The sequence below is a fragment of the Flavobacterium branchiophilum NBRC 15030 = ATCC 35035 genome (assembly GCF_002217205.1).
GTDB classification, from domain to species: Bacteria; Bacteroidota; Bacteroidia; order Flavobacteriales; family Flavobacteriaceae; genus Flavobacterium; species Flavobacterium branchiophilum.
The window spans coordinates 1-15542 of the sequence record NZ_MUGT01000049.1 but is presented as its reverse complement, the minus strand read 5'-3'; the positions used below and the strand labels follow the sequence as shown (position 1 = coordinate 15542).

Here is a 15542-nt window from a genome sequence, read left to right as displayed (position 1 = left end):
TATAAAATAGTCCAAAGATACGTAGTTATTTTTTAGAGAAAATTTTCAAAAAAAATCGTTGCATAGCTGGGCTACGGAACTATTTTTTTGAATGATTTTAGCAAAAAAGAACCAATAGATTGGACTATTTTATATGTATATTTGGTATTATATATGATGTCCATCAAAATTCATTTTATTCATGCTTTGGTTTTGTATGGGCTGATGGTTATTTTAGATGGGCTTTTCTAAATTCTAATGGTGCTATTTGTGTTTGTTTTTTGAAATATTTTGAAAAATAGGACGCATCACTAAAGTTCAATTGATAGGCAATTTCAGAAACACTACAATTAGTATGTATCAACAATCTTTTGATTTCGATAATCATTCTGTCGTTTACCAAATCGGTAGGTGTCCGACTTGTATGGAGTTTGACAATTTCACTCAAATGATTGGCTGTGATATGCAATTGGGCAGCATATTGTTGAATAGACCAATTGTTTTGATAATTTTGTTCAATATTTTGCTTGAACTTTTTGGTTAAAATAATCCCTTTTGGTGTTTGAAAAATAACATTTGTTTTCGGGTAAATGCGTTTGCATTGTATCAAAATCAAATCCAAAATGGCACGAACTACCTCTTCATAATCTTCTTTTTGCGACAAAGTTTCCAAAATGGCATTTTTAAACATCAAAATAAGGTTTTCTTTATCTTGTAGGTTTTGTAAATATAAGGGAGGATTTTTTTGATCGAGGTTATAAAAAAAAGGCAACTCGAATATTTTACTAGTATTGGTTTTATTAAAATGATAAAATCCTGAAGTAAACAAAAAAATATAGCCTTTTACATCGGGCGAAAGGATTAATTCATGCACTTGACCTGGAGATAAAAAAAACAAGCTAAAAGGTTTGATGTCGTAGGATTGAAAATCGATGATGTGATGTCCTGTGCCTTCTGTTATAAATAAAATTTCATAAAAATCGTCGTGCCGATGCGGATAAGTAACTTTAAAGTTGCGATGTATATCAAAAGGTTCCACCTGAAAATGAATGGCATTTTCGGTTTTTGAAATGAAAGTATCGATACTGTAAACAGGGATGTCTTTTGGAATTTTAGTCATATTGCAAATACATTAAAGCATAATTATACCTATTAGATAATGATTTAAAATGATGTGATTCAGAGAATTAGCCTATTATCAAAAAAATACATTTTAATCATACCATAAAAAGTACCTAAATAAACGGCAAATATACATTTGAAAGTTCAAAAATTAATACACCTTTGTAAAGTTTTTTACAAATCATTACATTAATTATTATAAATACAATACAAAATGGCAAATTATTTTAATTCTCTTCCATTAAGAGAACAATTGAACCAGTTAGGAGTATGCGAATTTCTTGACGGAAGTTATTTTACTGCAGGAGTTGAAGCATTATTAGGCAAAAAAATCGTGATTATTGGTTGTGGCGCTCAGGGGTTGAACCAAGGATTAAATATGAGAGATTCTGGACTAGACATTGCATTTGCATTGCGTCAGGAAGCAATAGACGGACAAAGACCATCATGGAAAGATGCCACAAGCCATAACTTTACCGTTGGCACTTATGAAACATTAATCCCAACGGCTGATTTGGTTATCAATTTGACACCAGATAAACAACACTCTGCCGTAATTGCAGCCGTAATGCCTTTGATGAAACAAAATGCCACATTATCTTACTCGCATGGATTTAATATTGTAGAAGAAGGAATGCAAATTCGTAAGGATATTACTGTGATTATGGTAGCACCAAAATGCCCTGGAACCGAAGTAAGAGCTGAATATGTACGAGGGTTTGGGGTTCCAACACTTATTGCCGTTCATCCAGAAAACGATCCAGAGGGCAAAGGTTGGGACTATGCCAAAGCTTATTGTGCTGCTACGGGTGGCCACAGAGCTGGAGTTTTGAAATCGTCGTTTGTAGCCGAAGTAAAATCAGACTTGATGGGCGAACAAACCATTTTGTGTGGTTTGTTGCAAACAGGTTCTATTTTATGTTTTGATAAAATGATCGAAAAAGGAATAGAGGCTGGATATGCCTCTAAATTAATACAATACGGATGGGAAACCATTACCGAGGCATTAAAACAAGGAGGTATTACGGCCATGTTTGACCGTTTGTCGAATCCAGCAAAAATTAAAGCTTTTGAAATTTCGGAAGAATTAAAAGACATTATGCGTCCGTTGTTTCAAAAACACCAAGACGATATTATGAGTGGCGAATTTTCTTCAACCATGATGGCTGATTGGGCAAATAACGACAAAAATTTATTGACTTGGAGAGCCGAAACTGGCGAAACTGCCTTTGAAAAAACACCAGCTGGCGATGTTAAAATTGCCGAACAAGAGTATTTTGATAATGGCCTATTGATGGTGGCCATGGTTCGTGCAGGAGTAGAATTGGCCTTTGAAACAATGGTTGAAGCAGGTATCAAAGAAGAATCTGCTTATTATGAATCGTTACACGAAACGCCTTTGATTGCGAATACAATTGCAAGAAGAAAATTATTTGAAATGAATAGTGTCATTTCTGACACGGCTGAATATGGTTGCTATTTATTTGATCATGCTTGCAAACCATTATTGGCAGATTTTATGACAAAAGTTGAAACCAATATTATTGGAAAAAACTTTAACGAAGGTAAAGATCATGGTGTGGACAACAAAACTTTAATCAAAGTAAATGAAGCTTTACGTTTTCATGAAATTGAACTTATTGGTGCCGAATTAAGAGAGGCCATGACCGATATGAAAGCCATCAGCTCTTTGGCTTAGTATTGTTTTATTTACAAAAAAAGCGGTTTAAATAAATAATTTAAACCGCTTTTTTATGTATTACTTTTTCTTGGCAAATTTTTTCCCTTGAAAATTATGATTCTCCGACCTAATATATTTTCCGTTTTCATAAAACTTCCAAATTCCTGTTTTTTTACCGTTTGTAAATATCCCTTCAGAAACTATTTGGTTGTTTACATCTCTATAAACTGCTTGCCCATCATATTCATTATTTTTAAATGTAACTATCTCTAAAACAACACCTTCTTCTGTTAATTTTTTATACAAACCGTCTTTTAAACCCTCTTTATAAGTGGTGATTTCCGCTATATTGCCATTCAAATAATAAACCGTTCGTGCACCATCTAACTTTCCTGCCCGATAAAACTCTTCGGTCATGATTTTTTTAGAGGCATAATGATAATATTTCCAAATACCTTCTTTGAGCTTGTTGATAGATTTTCCTTCGCTTACAATATTTTTTTTTTGATCATAAAAAGTGGTATAAACACTATTATTTTGTGCATCAAAAATCCGAACACCTATCACATCTCCCGCTTTTGTATCATCAAAATATTGAAAAGTACCAACCTCTTTGCCATGCTCAAAAGTACCCTGATACCGCAATCGATTGGAGCCTTCATGATAACCTTTCCACAACCCGTGCTTGCGTCCTTGTGGGTCTAATGTATTACACTCTTGAGAAAACAGTAATCCGTTTATAAAAAAGGATACCAATATAATAAAATACTTCATGTTTGTTTTAGTCATCAAAATTAATATTCAATTGTAGGTTTGTCAAAAAATAATTGAATCCAAGCTACCCCCCTACCTAAACTTTCTGTAAAAGCTTGTTTGCTTTTTTTTGTAGTAAAAGCATTAAAAAAACGCAATACCATCAATAATATTGTAATGGCATGCCATTTTATTTTAGATTGTAAATCAGGTTGTGGGTTTTTTAACCTCCATACATACCACCCATTTCTAACCACCATTTTGCCATAATCATATTGATTTGGTCTGCCCGAAGGGGCATGATAGTGGTGTACTTTTGCTTTTGTATTGATATATAGTTTACCATGTTTTATAGCCCTAACACAAAAATCATAATCCTCGTATAAGCCATAACCTTCAAAATATTTTGAGAAAGCTATTTTATGGAATAAATCTTTTTTATAGGTGGCTATTCCTCCCATAAAATGCTCAACTTCATAAAGTTTATCGTTTGGAGGCAATCCCGTTCGTCCGTGAGAAAATGATGGTATTAATTCGGGTTGTAAATCTGTCATTAAACCAAATATTTTTCTAACTTTATTTCTCATTCCTTCCTTTTTTATCCATCCATCCAATTCAAAATATTCAAACTTTGAGTACATTTGGTTTGGATTTTTTAGACTATAAGTATTTTCAACCAAATCAATACCACCAACTCCAATAGCTTTTGGGTTTTGTTGATAAGTTTTAATGATTTCCTCAAAATAATTGGGTTCCAATATTAAATCATCATCTAAAAATGCTACTACATCCGTGCTTTTATCAGTTTTAGAAACACCAAAATTGCGTTGCTTTGTCAAACCTCTATTATCATCATCTACTAAAAAATAGGTTACATCAAAGTCATTATTTTTTAAAACTATTTGAGTATCAAGAGTAGTAGAACCATCAACAATTATGATTTCGTTTGGTTTTATTATTTGTGCCTCTAATGAATATAATAATTTTAATAAAGAATCTGGCCGCATATAAGTGCAGATAACTAAAGAAATGTTCATGCTTATAATTTATAAATATTTTTTGTAAATATCAATATAATTTTCAATCATTTTTACGTCTGAAAAACTATTTTTTACTAATTCCCTTGAATTTTGTCCCATATTTTTGATTTGGTCGATATTGTTCATAAAATAAACAATTTTATTTTCAAATTCTAGTAAATTACTTAAATCATGAATTAAAAATCCATTAAATCCATCTATAATAAATTCTCTATTACCGCCAACATCAAGCGTTATAATTGGCAAACCTGCTTCTGCTGCTTCAAGAAATATAAACGCAAATGCTTCTTGTGAGGCACAATGAACATATACATCGGCTTTACGTAACCAATCAGATACATTATTGACATTGCCTCTCAAAAAAATTGATTCATTCAATCTAGCCCCTGCTTCACATTCTAATTCTTTTCGTTGATAGCCATCGCCAAGTATATTTAATTCAAATTTTTCGCCATATTGATTACATAAATGTTCAAAAACCTTCAATACAGTTGACATTCCTTTTTCCTTTACTAAACGTCCCACTGATATTAATTGTATTTTATTATCTATAGCCACTTTCTGTTTATAATTTTTATTCAATGGTTTAATGGCAACACCATTGTAAATAATTTTCGATTTAGTTAAAATATTGTTTCCAAAAAAGAATCGATTTTCATTTTCTAGATATTTACTTACATGGATTATATGATCAATATATCGATATGAAATTAATTTATTGATCTTTGAGGTGATTTGTTTTTTGATAGACCATCCTTGAATAGGTCTAGACATGTGTTCCGTTACAATTATTACTTTATTATTTTTAGATAAATATTTATACTGTCTTGCAAATGTTGGAAAAAAATGTGTGTGTATAACCTTGCTCGGATTTTTATTTGTAAACGCAATTACACTTTTCATAAAATGATTTCCTTCTAATAACAAACATGGAACATTATTTTGAGTATAATGATCGTGATTTGCATGATTCCTATTTGGAAACAAAAAAATAAATTGATATCCCTCTACCCGTAATTTTTCAGATAATTGATAAAAAAAACGGTCTATTCCACCAAAAATATTAGGATTTATCAAATAATCTGCTGCTATGATGATGTCGTACATACTATCGAATTTAATGTTGTTTGATTCAAATTTTCGACTATTTGAAAATCTTGATGTTCTAAAATTTCAGTTGGGACTACCATTTTAAGTTCTTGACATTCAATTAAATAATCCGGAGAATTTATATCAATCAAACAAATCGTTTTTTTATTAAACAAAACAGCTTCAATTAATGTAGTTGAAGGTAACGACATGATGCAATCTGCATTACTAATTTGATTAAAATAATGCAAATCCGATTGAGTTGTAGGAATATTTACAAACAATTTTTCATTCCACAGCCACTTGTTTTCTAAAATAGAAACAAAAGGAAATTCAGTCAATTCCAAAAAAAACCCACTAGAATCCATAGGATTGAGTCTTATTTGAAGTTTAATTTCTAACTTAGTGCGCTGAATTAATTGAGCTAATTTTTTTAAAGTTTGTAATTCATAAGGTCTTCTACGAGGATCTGAGCAAGAATATAGTAGATTAAAAATTTTATTTTCAGGATTAATACTTGGTTTTTTTAGATGGTTTTGTAATCTAAAAACACCCATTGCATGTGATTTAAGATAACTCCTTTCAATATCAATCATCAACTTTTTTTGAGATTCATACCATATAAAAAATTGGTCTGCCATTAAAGGAGCATAAGGTCGAATGGTTAAATCTTTTTGATTATTCAAATAATATAGTATTGTTAAGCCAGCATTTTTGCCGTTATACATTTGATAATCAACACCTCCCAAATGTTCAAAAGCAATCATCGTTTGACATTGGGTTTCATTTATCAATTGTAACAATTGATTGTCTCGGTATAAATATACCCCGCTTTTTTTGGTAATCAAAAATAGAGGTTTTATGAACAATGAAATAATAATATTAATGAATTTACTATAAATCAAAACTTTGTGCTGCTTTGATTTTACGTTTTTCTTTGAATATGAAAATGATTGTATGCCGTTTTTAAGATTCGTTTTTTTTGCAAATTCATCACATAAATTTGTTAAAAACAAAGCCCATTTGATTCTAAAATTATTTTTTTTATCTGGTAATACAAAAATTTTATACCCTTTTATTTCGTTTGGTTCTATAACATCAAGGATTCTTTTTGAAATCAAAATACATATTTCGTCATATTGATTAGACTGTTTTAAAACATCTAAATACCTAAATTCTGGACCGTGGTTTAATAAACAAAGTGCTTTATTCATGTGTCGATTTTAGTTTATATAATGAATATCCCTTCAAAAATATAAAAGTTATAGGTGTATATATCAATAATTTTATCATGTTAAAATAATCTTCCGATTTTGAAGAAAATAAAAATAAATATTTTAATTGAAAAAACATCAAGGGTATGGATTTTTGCAAAGTTAAATAATAATAGTTCAAATAACTGTTTTGAAATAAAATAGATTTTAACTGGTGTATGTTTACATCTGTTTTAAGTTCCTCATAAATGATGTTCCAAGCTAATATCTTTTGTTGTAAAATATTTTTATTTGCATTTACACGTCCGGTTGTGCTATCAATATGTCTTCTATAATAAATGAGGGGTTCGTATAGTAAAGTAACTTTTTTGCATTTTTTCCTGTTAATCAGGTTAAATATCAAATCTTCATAAATTTTTGTTTGTGTAGGAAATAAGTCATTTGCTATTACATTTCTTTTCCATAACGGACAAGGTAAATAATAATCCGTAGTTCCGTTAAGATGGTTCAATAAATTCTCAAAATCATCAATTTTGTTTAATCCGTATTTTTTTGAAAAATCATCATTATCAAATTCAATTAATTGACAAATAACTAAATCCGTTTCTTGATTAAGATAAGCATTAATTTTTTTTTCTAAATGGTTGGGGTGCATCAAATCATCGCTATCAAAAAATTGAATATAACTACCGTTAGATTCTCGAAAACCTAAATTCCTGCATCCTGAAGGCCCCTTTGGGTCATTTTCAGTTCTCAAAAACAATTTAAATCTTGAATCTTTTCTTGTAAAATCTTGAATTATTACATTAGAAGAATCTGTGCTTCCATCATCTATCAATATACATTCAAAATCTATAAACGACTGATTTTGAATGCTTTTCAAGGTTTCTTTTATATATTTTTCGCTATTATAAAAGGGTATTATTATGGAAATGATACAACTCATAAAATTACAATATTTGAATTAAAAATTATTGTTGTTTTAAAGTTCGATAAATTTTACCAAACCTTTTTTTATCCCATGTTATTAGTTTCATGCCTTTTAAAAATGGACTGATTTTTATTTTTTTATAAATTATGAACTGATACAATGAAAACCTAATGAATCTAATACCAATTTCATTTTTTCTTTTTACATTTGAATCTATATTCTGTGTAAAATTACAGTAATTATAAATCTCTAAAAGTTCGTTATTTCTAATATTATCAATTATTATACCCGTAGAATTACGAGTAGTTTGAGCATGAAATGTATGAAAATTCAACACCTCTTCTAAGTATCCAAAATCAGGATAGTCTATGAGCATACTAGCCCAAAATAATTTATCTCCAGAATACCGATGGTTTGTTATTTTTTCAAGTATTTTTTGATTGATACAGTCCGTTTTAAAAACACATGAACTTGCATTAACTATTCTAAATTCATTATTATTAAAAAACCAGTCATATAAAAATAATGAATTGTTATTGGAATATAATCCTGATTTTTTATTTGAAATCAACTTTTTTGAAGTGTTTTTTATTAAATCTTCAATAATACTATTACAAAAAACCAAACTCAACTTTTTATGATTTGCAAATAAATTCATTGCTTTTTCTAAAAAATTCAAGTCTGAATAATCATCACTTTCTGCAATCCATATATAAGTTCCTTTTGCAAGATCAATGCCTTTTTTCCATTGTACAAATGGGCTTCCTGAATTTTTTTTATTAAGAATAATATGACTAATTTTAGGATGTTGCTTGTATTGATTGATAATGGCTAAACTGTCATCTGTTGAAGCATCATCTAATAAAATCACCTCAAAATGCTGATAGCTTTGTTGTAAAACAGTTTCTATTCGCTTTTTTAAATAAAAGGTGTGATTGTAATTTGGAATGATGACTGATACAAAATTATCCATAAATTAATCTATTTTAAACTCTAATATATACTATACAAATATACTTTTTTTTATTTTAAAAATTTTAGTAATTTGAAATTTTCAAAAAAAAATCCGCTATAAAAGCGGATTAAAAAATTATTTTTTCTTTTGTTGTTGGGCTTTTTGTTCTTCGGCCTGTTTCATTACTTCTTGTAATTTTTGTTGAAATTTACCCATTTTTTTAGGTTCTTTCGATTTGTTTTCTTGAATTTGAGCATGAATTTTGTCGCTATCTACTATATAGTTTTTAATAACAAACATAATGGCAATGGTTATTAAGTTTGAAATAAAGTTATACAAACTCAAACCTGCACCATAGCTATTAAAGAATATTAACATCATTAATGGCGAAATATAAATCATCATTTTCATCATTTTGGCCATATCTGGCATGCCTTCTTGTTGTGGTGCCGCCATTTGTTGATCGCCAGAAGTCATTTTCATATAAAAGAAAATGGCAATGGCTGCAAGAATTGGAAACAAACTGACGTGGTCTCCATACATTGGGATTGTAAATGGCAATTTAAAAATTTGGTCAAATGAAGACAAATCGTCTGCCCAAAGGAAACTTTTTTGTCGGAGTTCAAATGCTGAAGGAAAAAACTGAAACGAAGCCATCAAAAAGGGCATTTGTATCAATGCTGGAATACAACCCGCCATAGGATTTACCCCCGCTTTGTTATACAATTTCATGGTTTCTTGTTGTTTTTTCATCGGATCTTTTGCAAATTTTTCATTTAACTCTGTCAATTCCGGACGGAGTACTTTCATTTTTGCTTGAGATAAAAAGGATTTATAGGTGATAGGCGACATGGCCAATTTTATCAAAATAGTAAATATTATAATGGCTATTCCATAATTCATATAACCGCTTAAAAATCCAAATAATGGGGTAAATATCAATTTGTTGATCCAACCAATAATGCCCCACCCCATAGAAATGGTTTTTTCTAAATTTTGATTGTATGATTTTAATACTTTATAATCTGTTGGTCCAAAATACCAATTCATTTTATAATCTACTTCGCCATTTTTTACTACCAAAGGTAAATTGGCTTTAAATTGTTTGGTATAAATGGTATCTGTTTTTTCGTCCAAAACCAAATCATTTGATGTTAATTTTGAGGTTTCAAAAGGTGTTTTACTTACCAATATCGACGAAAAAAAGTGTTGTTTAAATGATATATATGTTACTTTTTCTGGCGTTTCTTCTTTGTCGTGTCCTTGTCCTGTATAATTGTTTTTTCCTCCATCATATTCATAATTAATTTCGGTATATCTGTTGTCATAAGAAACACTTTTTTCATTGCGAAAAGTTTTCATATCCCATTGTAAATCAATAGGTTTTGAGGCATTAATTGTTTTGTTCAACCCTTTAGACTTAATGTCAAAATCAAGCATATAGTCGTTTGGTTTTAATACATATTGGTATTCTAAATAGTCGTTGGCTCCTGTTTTCAATTTCATCGACAACACTTGATTGCTACCAATTTTGGTTAGTGTTGGTTCAAAAAACAAATCTTTTGTAGAAAGGGTTTTGTTATCTTGAGTAACAATTTGTAAGTTTAAGTTTGAATTATTATCTTTTATAAGTGAAACCATTTGTCCAGAACCTTTTTTGAACTTTTCAAATTTTTTCAAATGGGCTTCTACAATATATCCTCCTTTATTGGCAATTTTCAGCGTTAAAACGTCATTTTCTAATGTAGTAAAAGATTCTTTTGCAGATGGCAATGTAGCCGAATAGGCAAAATTTCCAAGAGTGGCTTGCCATTTTTGTATTTGAGCAGCATTTGTAGCACTATCCTTTGCTACATCGGGTGCAGTAAAAGCAGCTGCTGTTGGGGTTGTAGCTTTTTTGGCTTCAATAGCTTTATTCGCCTTTTCGGCAGCAATTTGTTCTTTTGTAGGTTGGTTTTGTATGTACATCCATGCCATAATAGCAAAAATCAATACAAATCCAATAATTGAATTATAATCTAGTTTTTTTTCTTCCATTTTGGTTTTTATATTTTAATTTTAAATTTTATGCTTTTTTGTTTTTGCTTTTCACGGTTGCAGCCACAAAATTCACAAATAATGGATGTGGATTGGCAACAGTACTTTTATATTCTGGATGGTATTGTACCCCTATAAAAAAAGGATGATCGTCCAATTCTATGATTTCGACCAGCCCAGTATCTGGATTGATACCAGAAGCTTTCATGTTGGTATTGTGCAATTTAGGTAAATAATCGCTATTAAATTCATACCGATGGCGATGACGCTCTAAGATGTTTTCTTGTTGGTATATTTGATAGGCTAATGTGTCTTTTGTCAATTGACATTTCCAAGCACCAAGTCGCATCGTACCTCCTTTGTCGGTTATGTTTTTTTGCTCTTCCATCAAATTAATAACTGGGTTTGATGTACCGTTATTCATTTCGGTAGAATTGGCATCTTTGATTTGCAAAACGTTTCTAAAATATTCAATTACAGCCATTTGCATTCCCAAACATATACCAAAAAACGGTAGTTGATGGGTACGAGCATATCGTACAGCCTCAATTTTTCCTTCGATACCTCGTTCACCAAATCCAGGAGCTACTAATATACCATCCAAACCAGACAATTTTTCGGCTACATTATTTTCATCAATAAATTCGGAATGAACAGATACTACATTTACTTTGGTTTCATTGGCTGCACCCGCATGTATAAAGGCTTCTAAAATAGATTTGTACGAATCTTGTAATTCTACATATTTGCCAATAAGCCCAATGTTTACGGTATGTTTTGGGTTTTTCAAACGATGTAAAAAGATATTCCAATTTTTTAAATCGGGGGTGTTTTTTTGAGGTAAATCTAATTTTTTTAGAGCTACAACGTCTAAACCTTCTTGAAGCATAAGGTTGGGCACTTCATATATAGTAGAAGCATCAATAGATTGAATGACAGCTTCTCGTTTTACATTACAAAATAATGCCAACTTTTGACGTAATTCGTCAGATAATTCATGCTCTGTTCTGCATACTAAAATATCTGCTTTGATACCGCTTTCCATCAAGGTTTTTACAGAATGTTGTGTGGGCTTGGTTTTCAACTCGCCTGCGGCAGCCAAATAGGGTATTAAGGTTAAATGAATCACGATACTGTTTTTTTCGCCTAATTCCCAAACCAATTGACGAACAGATTCTATATAAGGTAGCGACTCTATATCGCCAACAGTTCCTCCAATTTCAGTAATTACAATATCAAAATTTCCTGAATTGCCTAACAATTGCATTCTGTTTTTGATTTCATTTGTAATATGCGGTACAACTTGTACGGTTTTACCTAAAAATTCTCCTCTTCTTTCTTTTTCGATTACAGACAAATATACCCTTCCTGTTGTAACATTATTGGCTTGTGATGTGGGAACATTCAAAAATCTTTCATAATGTCCTAAATCCAAATCAGTCTCTGCTCCGTCATCGGTTACATAACATTCACCGTGTTCATAAGGGTTTAATGTTCCTGGATCTACGTTCAAATATGGGTCAAATTTCTGAATTGTTGTACTATAACCTCTGGCTTGTAGCAATTTTGCTAAAGAAGCGGCAATAATACCTTTTCCTAATGAAGAGGTAACTCCTCCTGTTACAAAAATATATTTTGTTTGATTCATTTTTTAAATACGTTATGTTGTTTCGTTTTTTAAATTTTACATAAAAAACACGGCAAAAATACAACAAATTTTTTTAACTATAAAATTTGAAATTTTTGCCGTGTAACATTTTATCCATTGGGTTTAGGATATTTTTTTTTGATATTTCTAATCAGGTCTTCCAATCCGTTTAATTTCAACTCATAAATAAGCTGCAATTGCTCGCCTAGTGTTCCTTTTGGAAAGCCTTTATTGTGGTACCAAACAATATAATACTCCGGAATATCAATCAAAAAACGACCTTCATATTTGCCAAAAGGCATTTTGGTATGTGCCAATTGTATCAATTTTTTTTGATTATCATCCATTTGAAAATTGATTTATTGCCAATTAAATGTTAGCTCTTTTTCAATATCTGGATGTAAACTCAACAAAACAGGACAATTCAGAGCCACCCGTTCTAAAATTGTACGTTCCTTTTCCGTTGGGGTTATGGGCATAGTCAATACAATAATTATTTTGCTTATTTTTCTGGGTTCGGCTTGCATTATTTTGGTAACATCGGCCGTTGCGTCTTTCAAATCTACATTCAAATCCTTCGATTTGATGGCCATAATAGATAGCATACAACTGCCCAAAGCATTGGCTAACAAATCCGTAGGCGAAAAAGCCTCTCCTTTTCCATGATTGTCTGTTGGGGCATCCGACAGTATAGTTGTTCCAGATTGCAAATGAGTTGAGGATGTTCGCAAATCGCCCAAATAAGTTACTTTTGATGTCATTTTTTTATGGTGCTTCTGTAATTGTTAAATCATTGTTGTATTGTAAAATGAAAACGCCTTTGTTGATATAGCCTCCTGAAATTATTTTTTCATAATCAAATTTATTATCTATCTGAACCGTAGCATCATCATTAATAGAGGTTTCAAAATCTTTTTCTTGAGATAATCTTAAAAGGGTGTCAAACGTAATGTCAAATCCTCGTGTGGCATATTGATTAGGAAAAGTTTTATTTAATTTTTTGTATGCTCTTTCAAATTTCTTTGCATCTGCAGTTTCATTTTCCCTTGTCAAAGACGGATAAGTTAATTGCAATTTTGTAAGTTTACTCATGGCAATTTCTTCAAAATTCAATGCTTTTGATTGTTCTAACATCACTAAACGTATTTGATATTCTGCTTGAAATTTTATCAATTGATTGACTAATGTCAATATCATGCCGCTATTATCTGAAGCCATTACTACAAAATTGAGCTTGTCTTTTACCAAAAGTGCTTTGATATTATCAGACACAACCGCCCCTTTATCTGACAAAGCTACTATTTTAGTTTCCTTTTGATTTTCAACAATATATTTTTTCAAACCTGCTTTTTTAGGATCAATTACTGCCAAAATATTGCCATTTTTTTGTTCCATATAATCATACATGGCATCTTTTATAAATGTAGGTGTTGGCATAGAAGCATACATGTTTTTGTAAGTACCTATCATTTCTTTTGATAAAGGCGAAATAACAGGAATATTGTCTTTTTCTAAAATGGATGCTAACTTTTCGGCATGTGCTTGATAAAAAGGGCCAATAATGGCATGTGCCGTTTTGACACTGCTTTTGTTGGCTAAATTATCAACATTAGAACTGTTTTTATTTTCCTCTGAGTCCAATATGGTTACATCTACATTGATTCCTAATGATTTAGCCGAATCGATAGCCATCAAAGCACCAGAATAAAAATCCATAGTGAGGTTTAAAAATTGATCCTCTTTAAACTTTTTTTGAAGAACCGCTACAGAATCTGTTTTTATTTTGCTACTATTAAAAGGCAGTAACATCACTAATTTTTTCTTATCCTGATTTTTTAGCGTTGCTTTTAAATCCGTTTTATTTTTCTTAATTTCGTTTGCAAGGGTAGCTGTTGCAGGAATTTTCAATATCATTCCTTCTTTTAATCCATTGGCCAAATCAGGGTTCCAAAGTGTTAAATCATCTTGTTTGACACTAAATTTTTTGGACAAACTATATAAAGTTTCTTTTGATTTAACTTCATAATTTACCCATTTTATAGTTTCAGTTGGTTTTTTTTTTACATTAATTTCTTTAACCGTTTCTTGAATTTTTGGCAAAGTACCTTTAATCAAAAGTTTGTATCCCATTTGAAGTCCAGATACAATTTCTGGATTTTTGGCTTCTAGGGCTTCTACCGTTATACCATATTTTTTGGCAATAGAATATTTGGTTTCTTTTTCTAATACTTCATGATATACCGGTTTTTCATCATTGGTTTTGGGACTTTTTACCGTGTTAGTCTTACTATTTTTATTTGGAATATTAATTATAGAACCAATTTTCAATCCTTCTTTTTCTAAATTTGTATTTACTTTATACAAATCTTCTTCCGAAATTTCATATTGTTTTGCAATTCCAAAAATGGTTTCTTTAGATAAAACGGTATGCGTTTGATACGTTGTTTTAACGGGAATAACCTCATTTTTTCCAGGTTTTTCAAGTGCCGCCTTGATATTTGCAGACGAGTTTGGGATTAACAATACGGCATCGGCCTGTAATCCTTTTTGTGCATCAGGGTTTAACTTGTAAATATCAAAAGGAGTTACATGATATTTTTGTGCTATTTGAGTAATGGTTTCACCTTGTAATACCTTATGTTTTACAATGTTTTGTGCAGAGGTTAAAAGGCTAATAAGTAAGCCAATAGTAAGGGCAAATTTTCTAAACATCTTATAATTTTTAAATCAATTAACGAATATCAAAAGTAGGTTAATTAATTTTAATTATCAAACAAATTAGTATTTCTTAACAAAATATTTCACCAACCATACCTTTCTTTAATATTTGTCAAAATTCAAATCCTATAATATTTATATTCATTTTTACTATTTGTAATAAAATAATTGAATTTAATAGAGGTTAGAAGTATGAAGTATGAAGTATGAAGTTAGAGGTTAGAGGTTAGAAGTTAGAGATTAGAGGTTAGAAGTTAGAGGTTAGATGTTAGAGGCTAGAAGTTAGAGGTTAGAAGTTAGAGGTTAGAAGTTAGAGGTTAGAAGTTAGAGGTTAGAAGTTAGAGGTTAGAAGTTAGAGGTTAGAAATTAGAGGTT

At 30.6% G+C, this 15542-nt stretch carries 13 protein-coding genes; 1 reads left to right on the top strand and 12 read right to left on the bottom strand.

Going from position 1 to position 15542, the window contains the following annotated elements; all coding sequences use genetic code 11:
* Nucleotides 1-208 precede the first annotated feature (208 nt).
* On the bottom strand, nt 209-1099 hold the full coding sequence (locus tag B0A58_RS07045; RefSeq protein WP_089080465.1) for an AraC family transcriptional regulator: 891 nt from the start codon (nt 1097-1099) through the stop codon (nt 209-211).
* A 216-nt stretch (nt 1100-1315) separates the two neighbouring features.
* Between B0A58_RS07045 and ilvC the strand changes: the two genes are divergently transcribed.
* Nucleotides 1316-2800, top strand: coding sequence for a ketol-acid reductoisomerase (gene ilvC / locus B0A58_RS07040; protein WP_089080464.1), 1485 nt, complete (start codon nt 1316-1318; stop codon nt 2798-2800).
* 60 nt (nt 2801-2860) lie between these two features.
* Here the strand turns inward: ilvC and B0A58_RS07035 are convergent, their stop codons facing one another.
* The 11 genes from B0A58_RS07035 to B0A58_RS06985 form a co-directional block, all read right to left on the bottom strand.
* A complete protein-coding gene (locus tag B0A58_RS07035) occupies nt 2861-3556 on the bottom strand; it encodes a toxin-antitoxin system YwqK family antitoxin (RefSeq protein WP_243389464.1) in 696 nt (231 codons plus the stop codon).
* 20 nt (nt 3557-3576) lie between these two features.
* Entirely contained in the window at nt 3577-4572 is a 996-nt protein-coding gene (locus B0A58_RS07030) for a glycosyltransferase family 2 protein (protein ID WP_089080462.1), read from the bottom strand.
* Nucleotides 4573-4581: 9 nt separating this feature from the next.
* Entirely contained in the window at nt 4582-5682 is a 1101-nt protein-coding gene (locus tag B0A58_RS07025; protein ID WP_089080461.1) for a glycosyltransferase family 4 protein, read from the bottom strand.
* The gene (locus B0A58_RS07020; RefSeq protein ID WP_089080460.1) at nt 5664-6878 is read right to left on the bottom strand and encodes a hypothetical protein; all 1215 of its coding nucleotides are present in this window, start codon (nt 6876-6878) and stop codon (nt 5664-5666) included. The genes B0A58_RS07025 and B0A58_RS07020 overlap by 19 nt, the downstream gene beginning before the upstream one ends.
* A complete protein-coding gene (locus B0A58_RS07015) occupies nt 6871-7824 on the bottom strand; it encodes a glycosyltransferase family 2 protein (RefSeq protein WP_089080459.1) in 954 nt (317 codons plus the stop codon). Before B0A58_RS07015 ends, B0A58_RS07020 begins: the two co-directional genes overlap by 8 nt.
* Before the next feature lie 25 nt (nt 7825-7849).
* Complete coding sequence (locus B0A58_RS07010) at nt 7850-8782, bottom strand: glycosyltransferase family 2 protein (protein WP_089080458.1); 933 nt, start codon at nt 8780-8782, stop codon at nt 7850-7852.
* A 117-nt stretch (nt 8783-8899) separates the two neighbouring features.
* Nucleotides 8900-10801, bottom strand: a complete 1902-nt coding sequence (gene yidC, locus B0A58_RS07005) for a membrane protein insertase YidC (RefSeq protein ID WP_089080457.1) — start codon at nt 10799-10801, stop codon at nt 8900-8902.
* 28 nt (nt 10802-10829) lie between these two features.
* A complete protein-coding gene (locus B0A58_RS07000) occupies nt 10830-12449 on the bottom strand; it encodes a CTP synthase (RefSeq protein WP_089080456.1) in 1620 nt (539 codons plus the stop codon).
* Between the two features lie 110 nt (nt 12450-12559).
* The gene (locus B0A58_RS06995) at nt 12560-12796 is read right to left on the bottom strand and encodes a DUF3820 family protein (protein WP_014083881.1); all 237 of its coding nucleotides are present in this window, start codon (nt 12794-12796) and stop codon (nt 12560-12562) included.
* Nucleotides 12797-12808: 12 nt separating this feature from the next.
* Nucleotides 12809-13210 carry an OsmC family protein gene (locus B0A58_RS06990; RefSeq protein ID WP_014083880.1) on the bottom strand — a complete coding sequence of 134 codons (402 nt, stop codon included), beginning with the start codon at nt 13208-13210 and terminating at the stop codon, nt 12809-12811.
* Nucleotides 13211-13214: 4 nt separating this feature from the next.
* Nucleotides 13215-15161, bottom strand: coding sequence for a LysM peptidoglycan-binding domain-containing protein (locus B0A58_RS06985; protein ID WP_089080455.1), 1947 nt, complete (start codon nt 15159-15161; stop codon nt 13215-13217).
* Nucleotides 15162-15542: the final 381 nt, after the last annotated feature.

What these genes read in the sequence shown, in the direction of transcription:
- B0A58_RS07045 (WP_089080465.1), bottom strand. Translation starts at nt 1,099, where the DNA reads ATGACTAAAATTCCAAAAGACATCCCTGTTTACAGTATCGATACTTTC.
- ilvC (WP_089080464.1), top strand. Translation starts at nt 1,316, where the DNA reads ATGGCAAATTATTTTAATTCTCTTCCATTAAGAGAACAATTGAACCAG.
- B0A58_RS07035 (WP_243389464.1), bottom strand. Translation starts at nt 3,556, where the DNA reads ATGAAGTATTTTATTATATTGGTATCCTTTTTTATAAACGGATTACTG.
- B0A58_RS07030 (WP_089080462.1), bottom strand. Translation starts at nt 4,572, where the DNA reads ATGAACATTTCTTTAGTTATCTGCACTTATATGCGGCCAGATTCTTTA.
- B0A58_RS07025 (WP_089080461.1), bottom strand. Translation starts at nt 5,682, where the DNA reads ATGTACGACATCATCATAGCAGCAGATTATTTGATAAATCCTAATATT.
- B0A58_RS07020 (WP_089080460.1), bottom strand. Translation starts at nt 6,878, where the DNA reads ATGAATAAAGCACTTTGTTTATTAAACCACGGTCCAGAATTTAGGTAT.
- B0A58_RS07015 (WP_089080459.1), bottom strand. Translation starts at nt 7,824, where the DNA reads ATGAGTTGTATCATTTCCATAATAATACCCTTTTATAATAGCGAAAAA.
- B0A58_RS07010 (WP_089080458.1), bottom strand. Translation starts at nt 8,782, where the DNA reads ATGGATAATTTTGTATCAGTCATCATTCCAAATTACAATCACACCTTT.
- yidC (WP_089080457.1), bottom strand. Translation starts at nt 10,801, where the DNA reads ATGGAAGAAAAAAAACTAGATTATAATTCAATTATTGGATTTGTATTG.
- B0A58_RS07000 (WP_089080456.1), bottom strand. Translation starts at nt 12,449, where the DNA reads ATGAATCAAACAAAATATATTTTTGTAACAGGAGGAGTTACCTCTTCA.
- B0A58_RS06995 (WP_014083881.1), bottom strand. Translation starts at nt 12,796, where the DNA reads ATGGATGATAATCAAAAAAAATTGATACAATTGGCACATACCAAAATG.
- B0A58_RS06990 (WP_014083880.1), bottom strand. Translation starts at nt 13,210, where the DNA reads ATGACATCAAAAGTAACTTATTTGGGCGATTTGCGAACATCCTCAACT.
- B0A58_RS06985 (WP_089080455.1), bottom strand. Translation starts at nt 15,161, where the DNA reads ATGTTTAGAAAATTTGCCCTTACTATTGGCTTACTTATTAGCCTTTTA.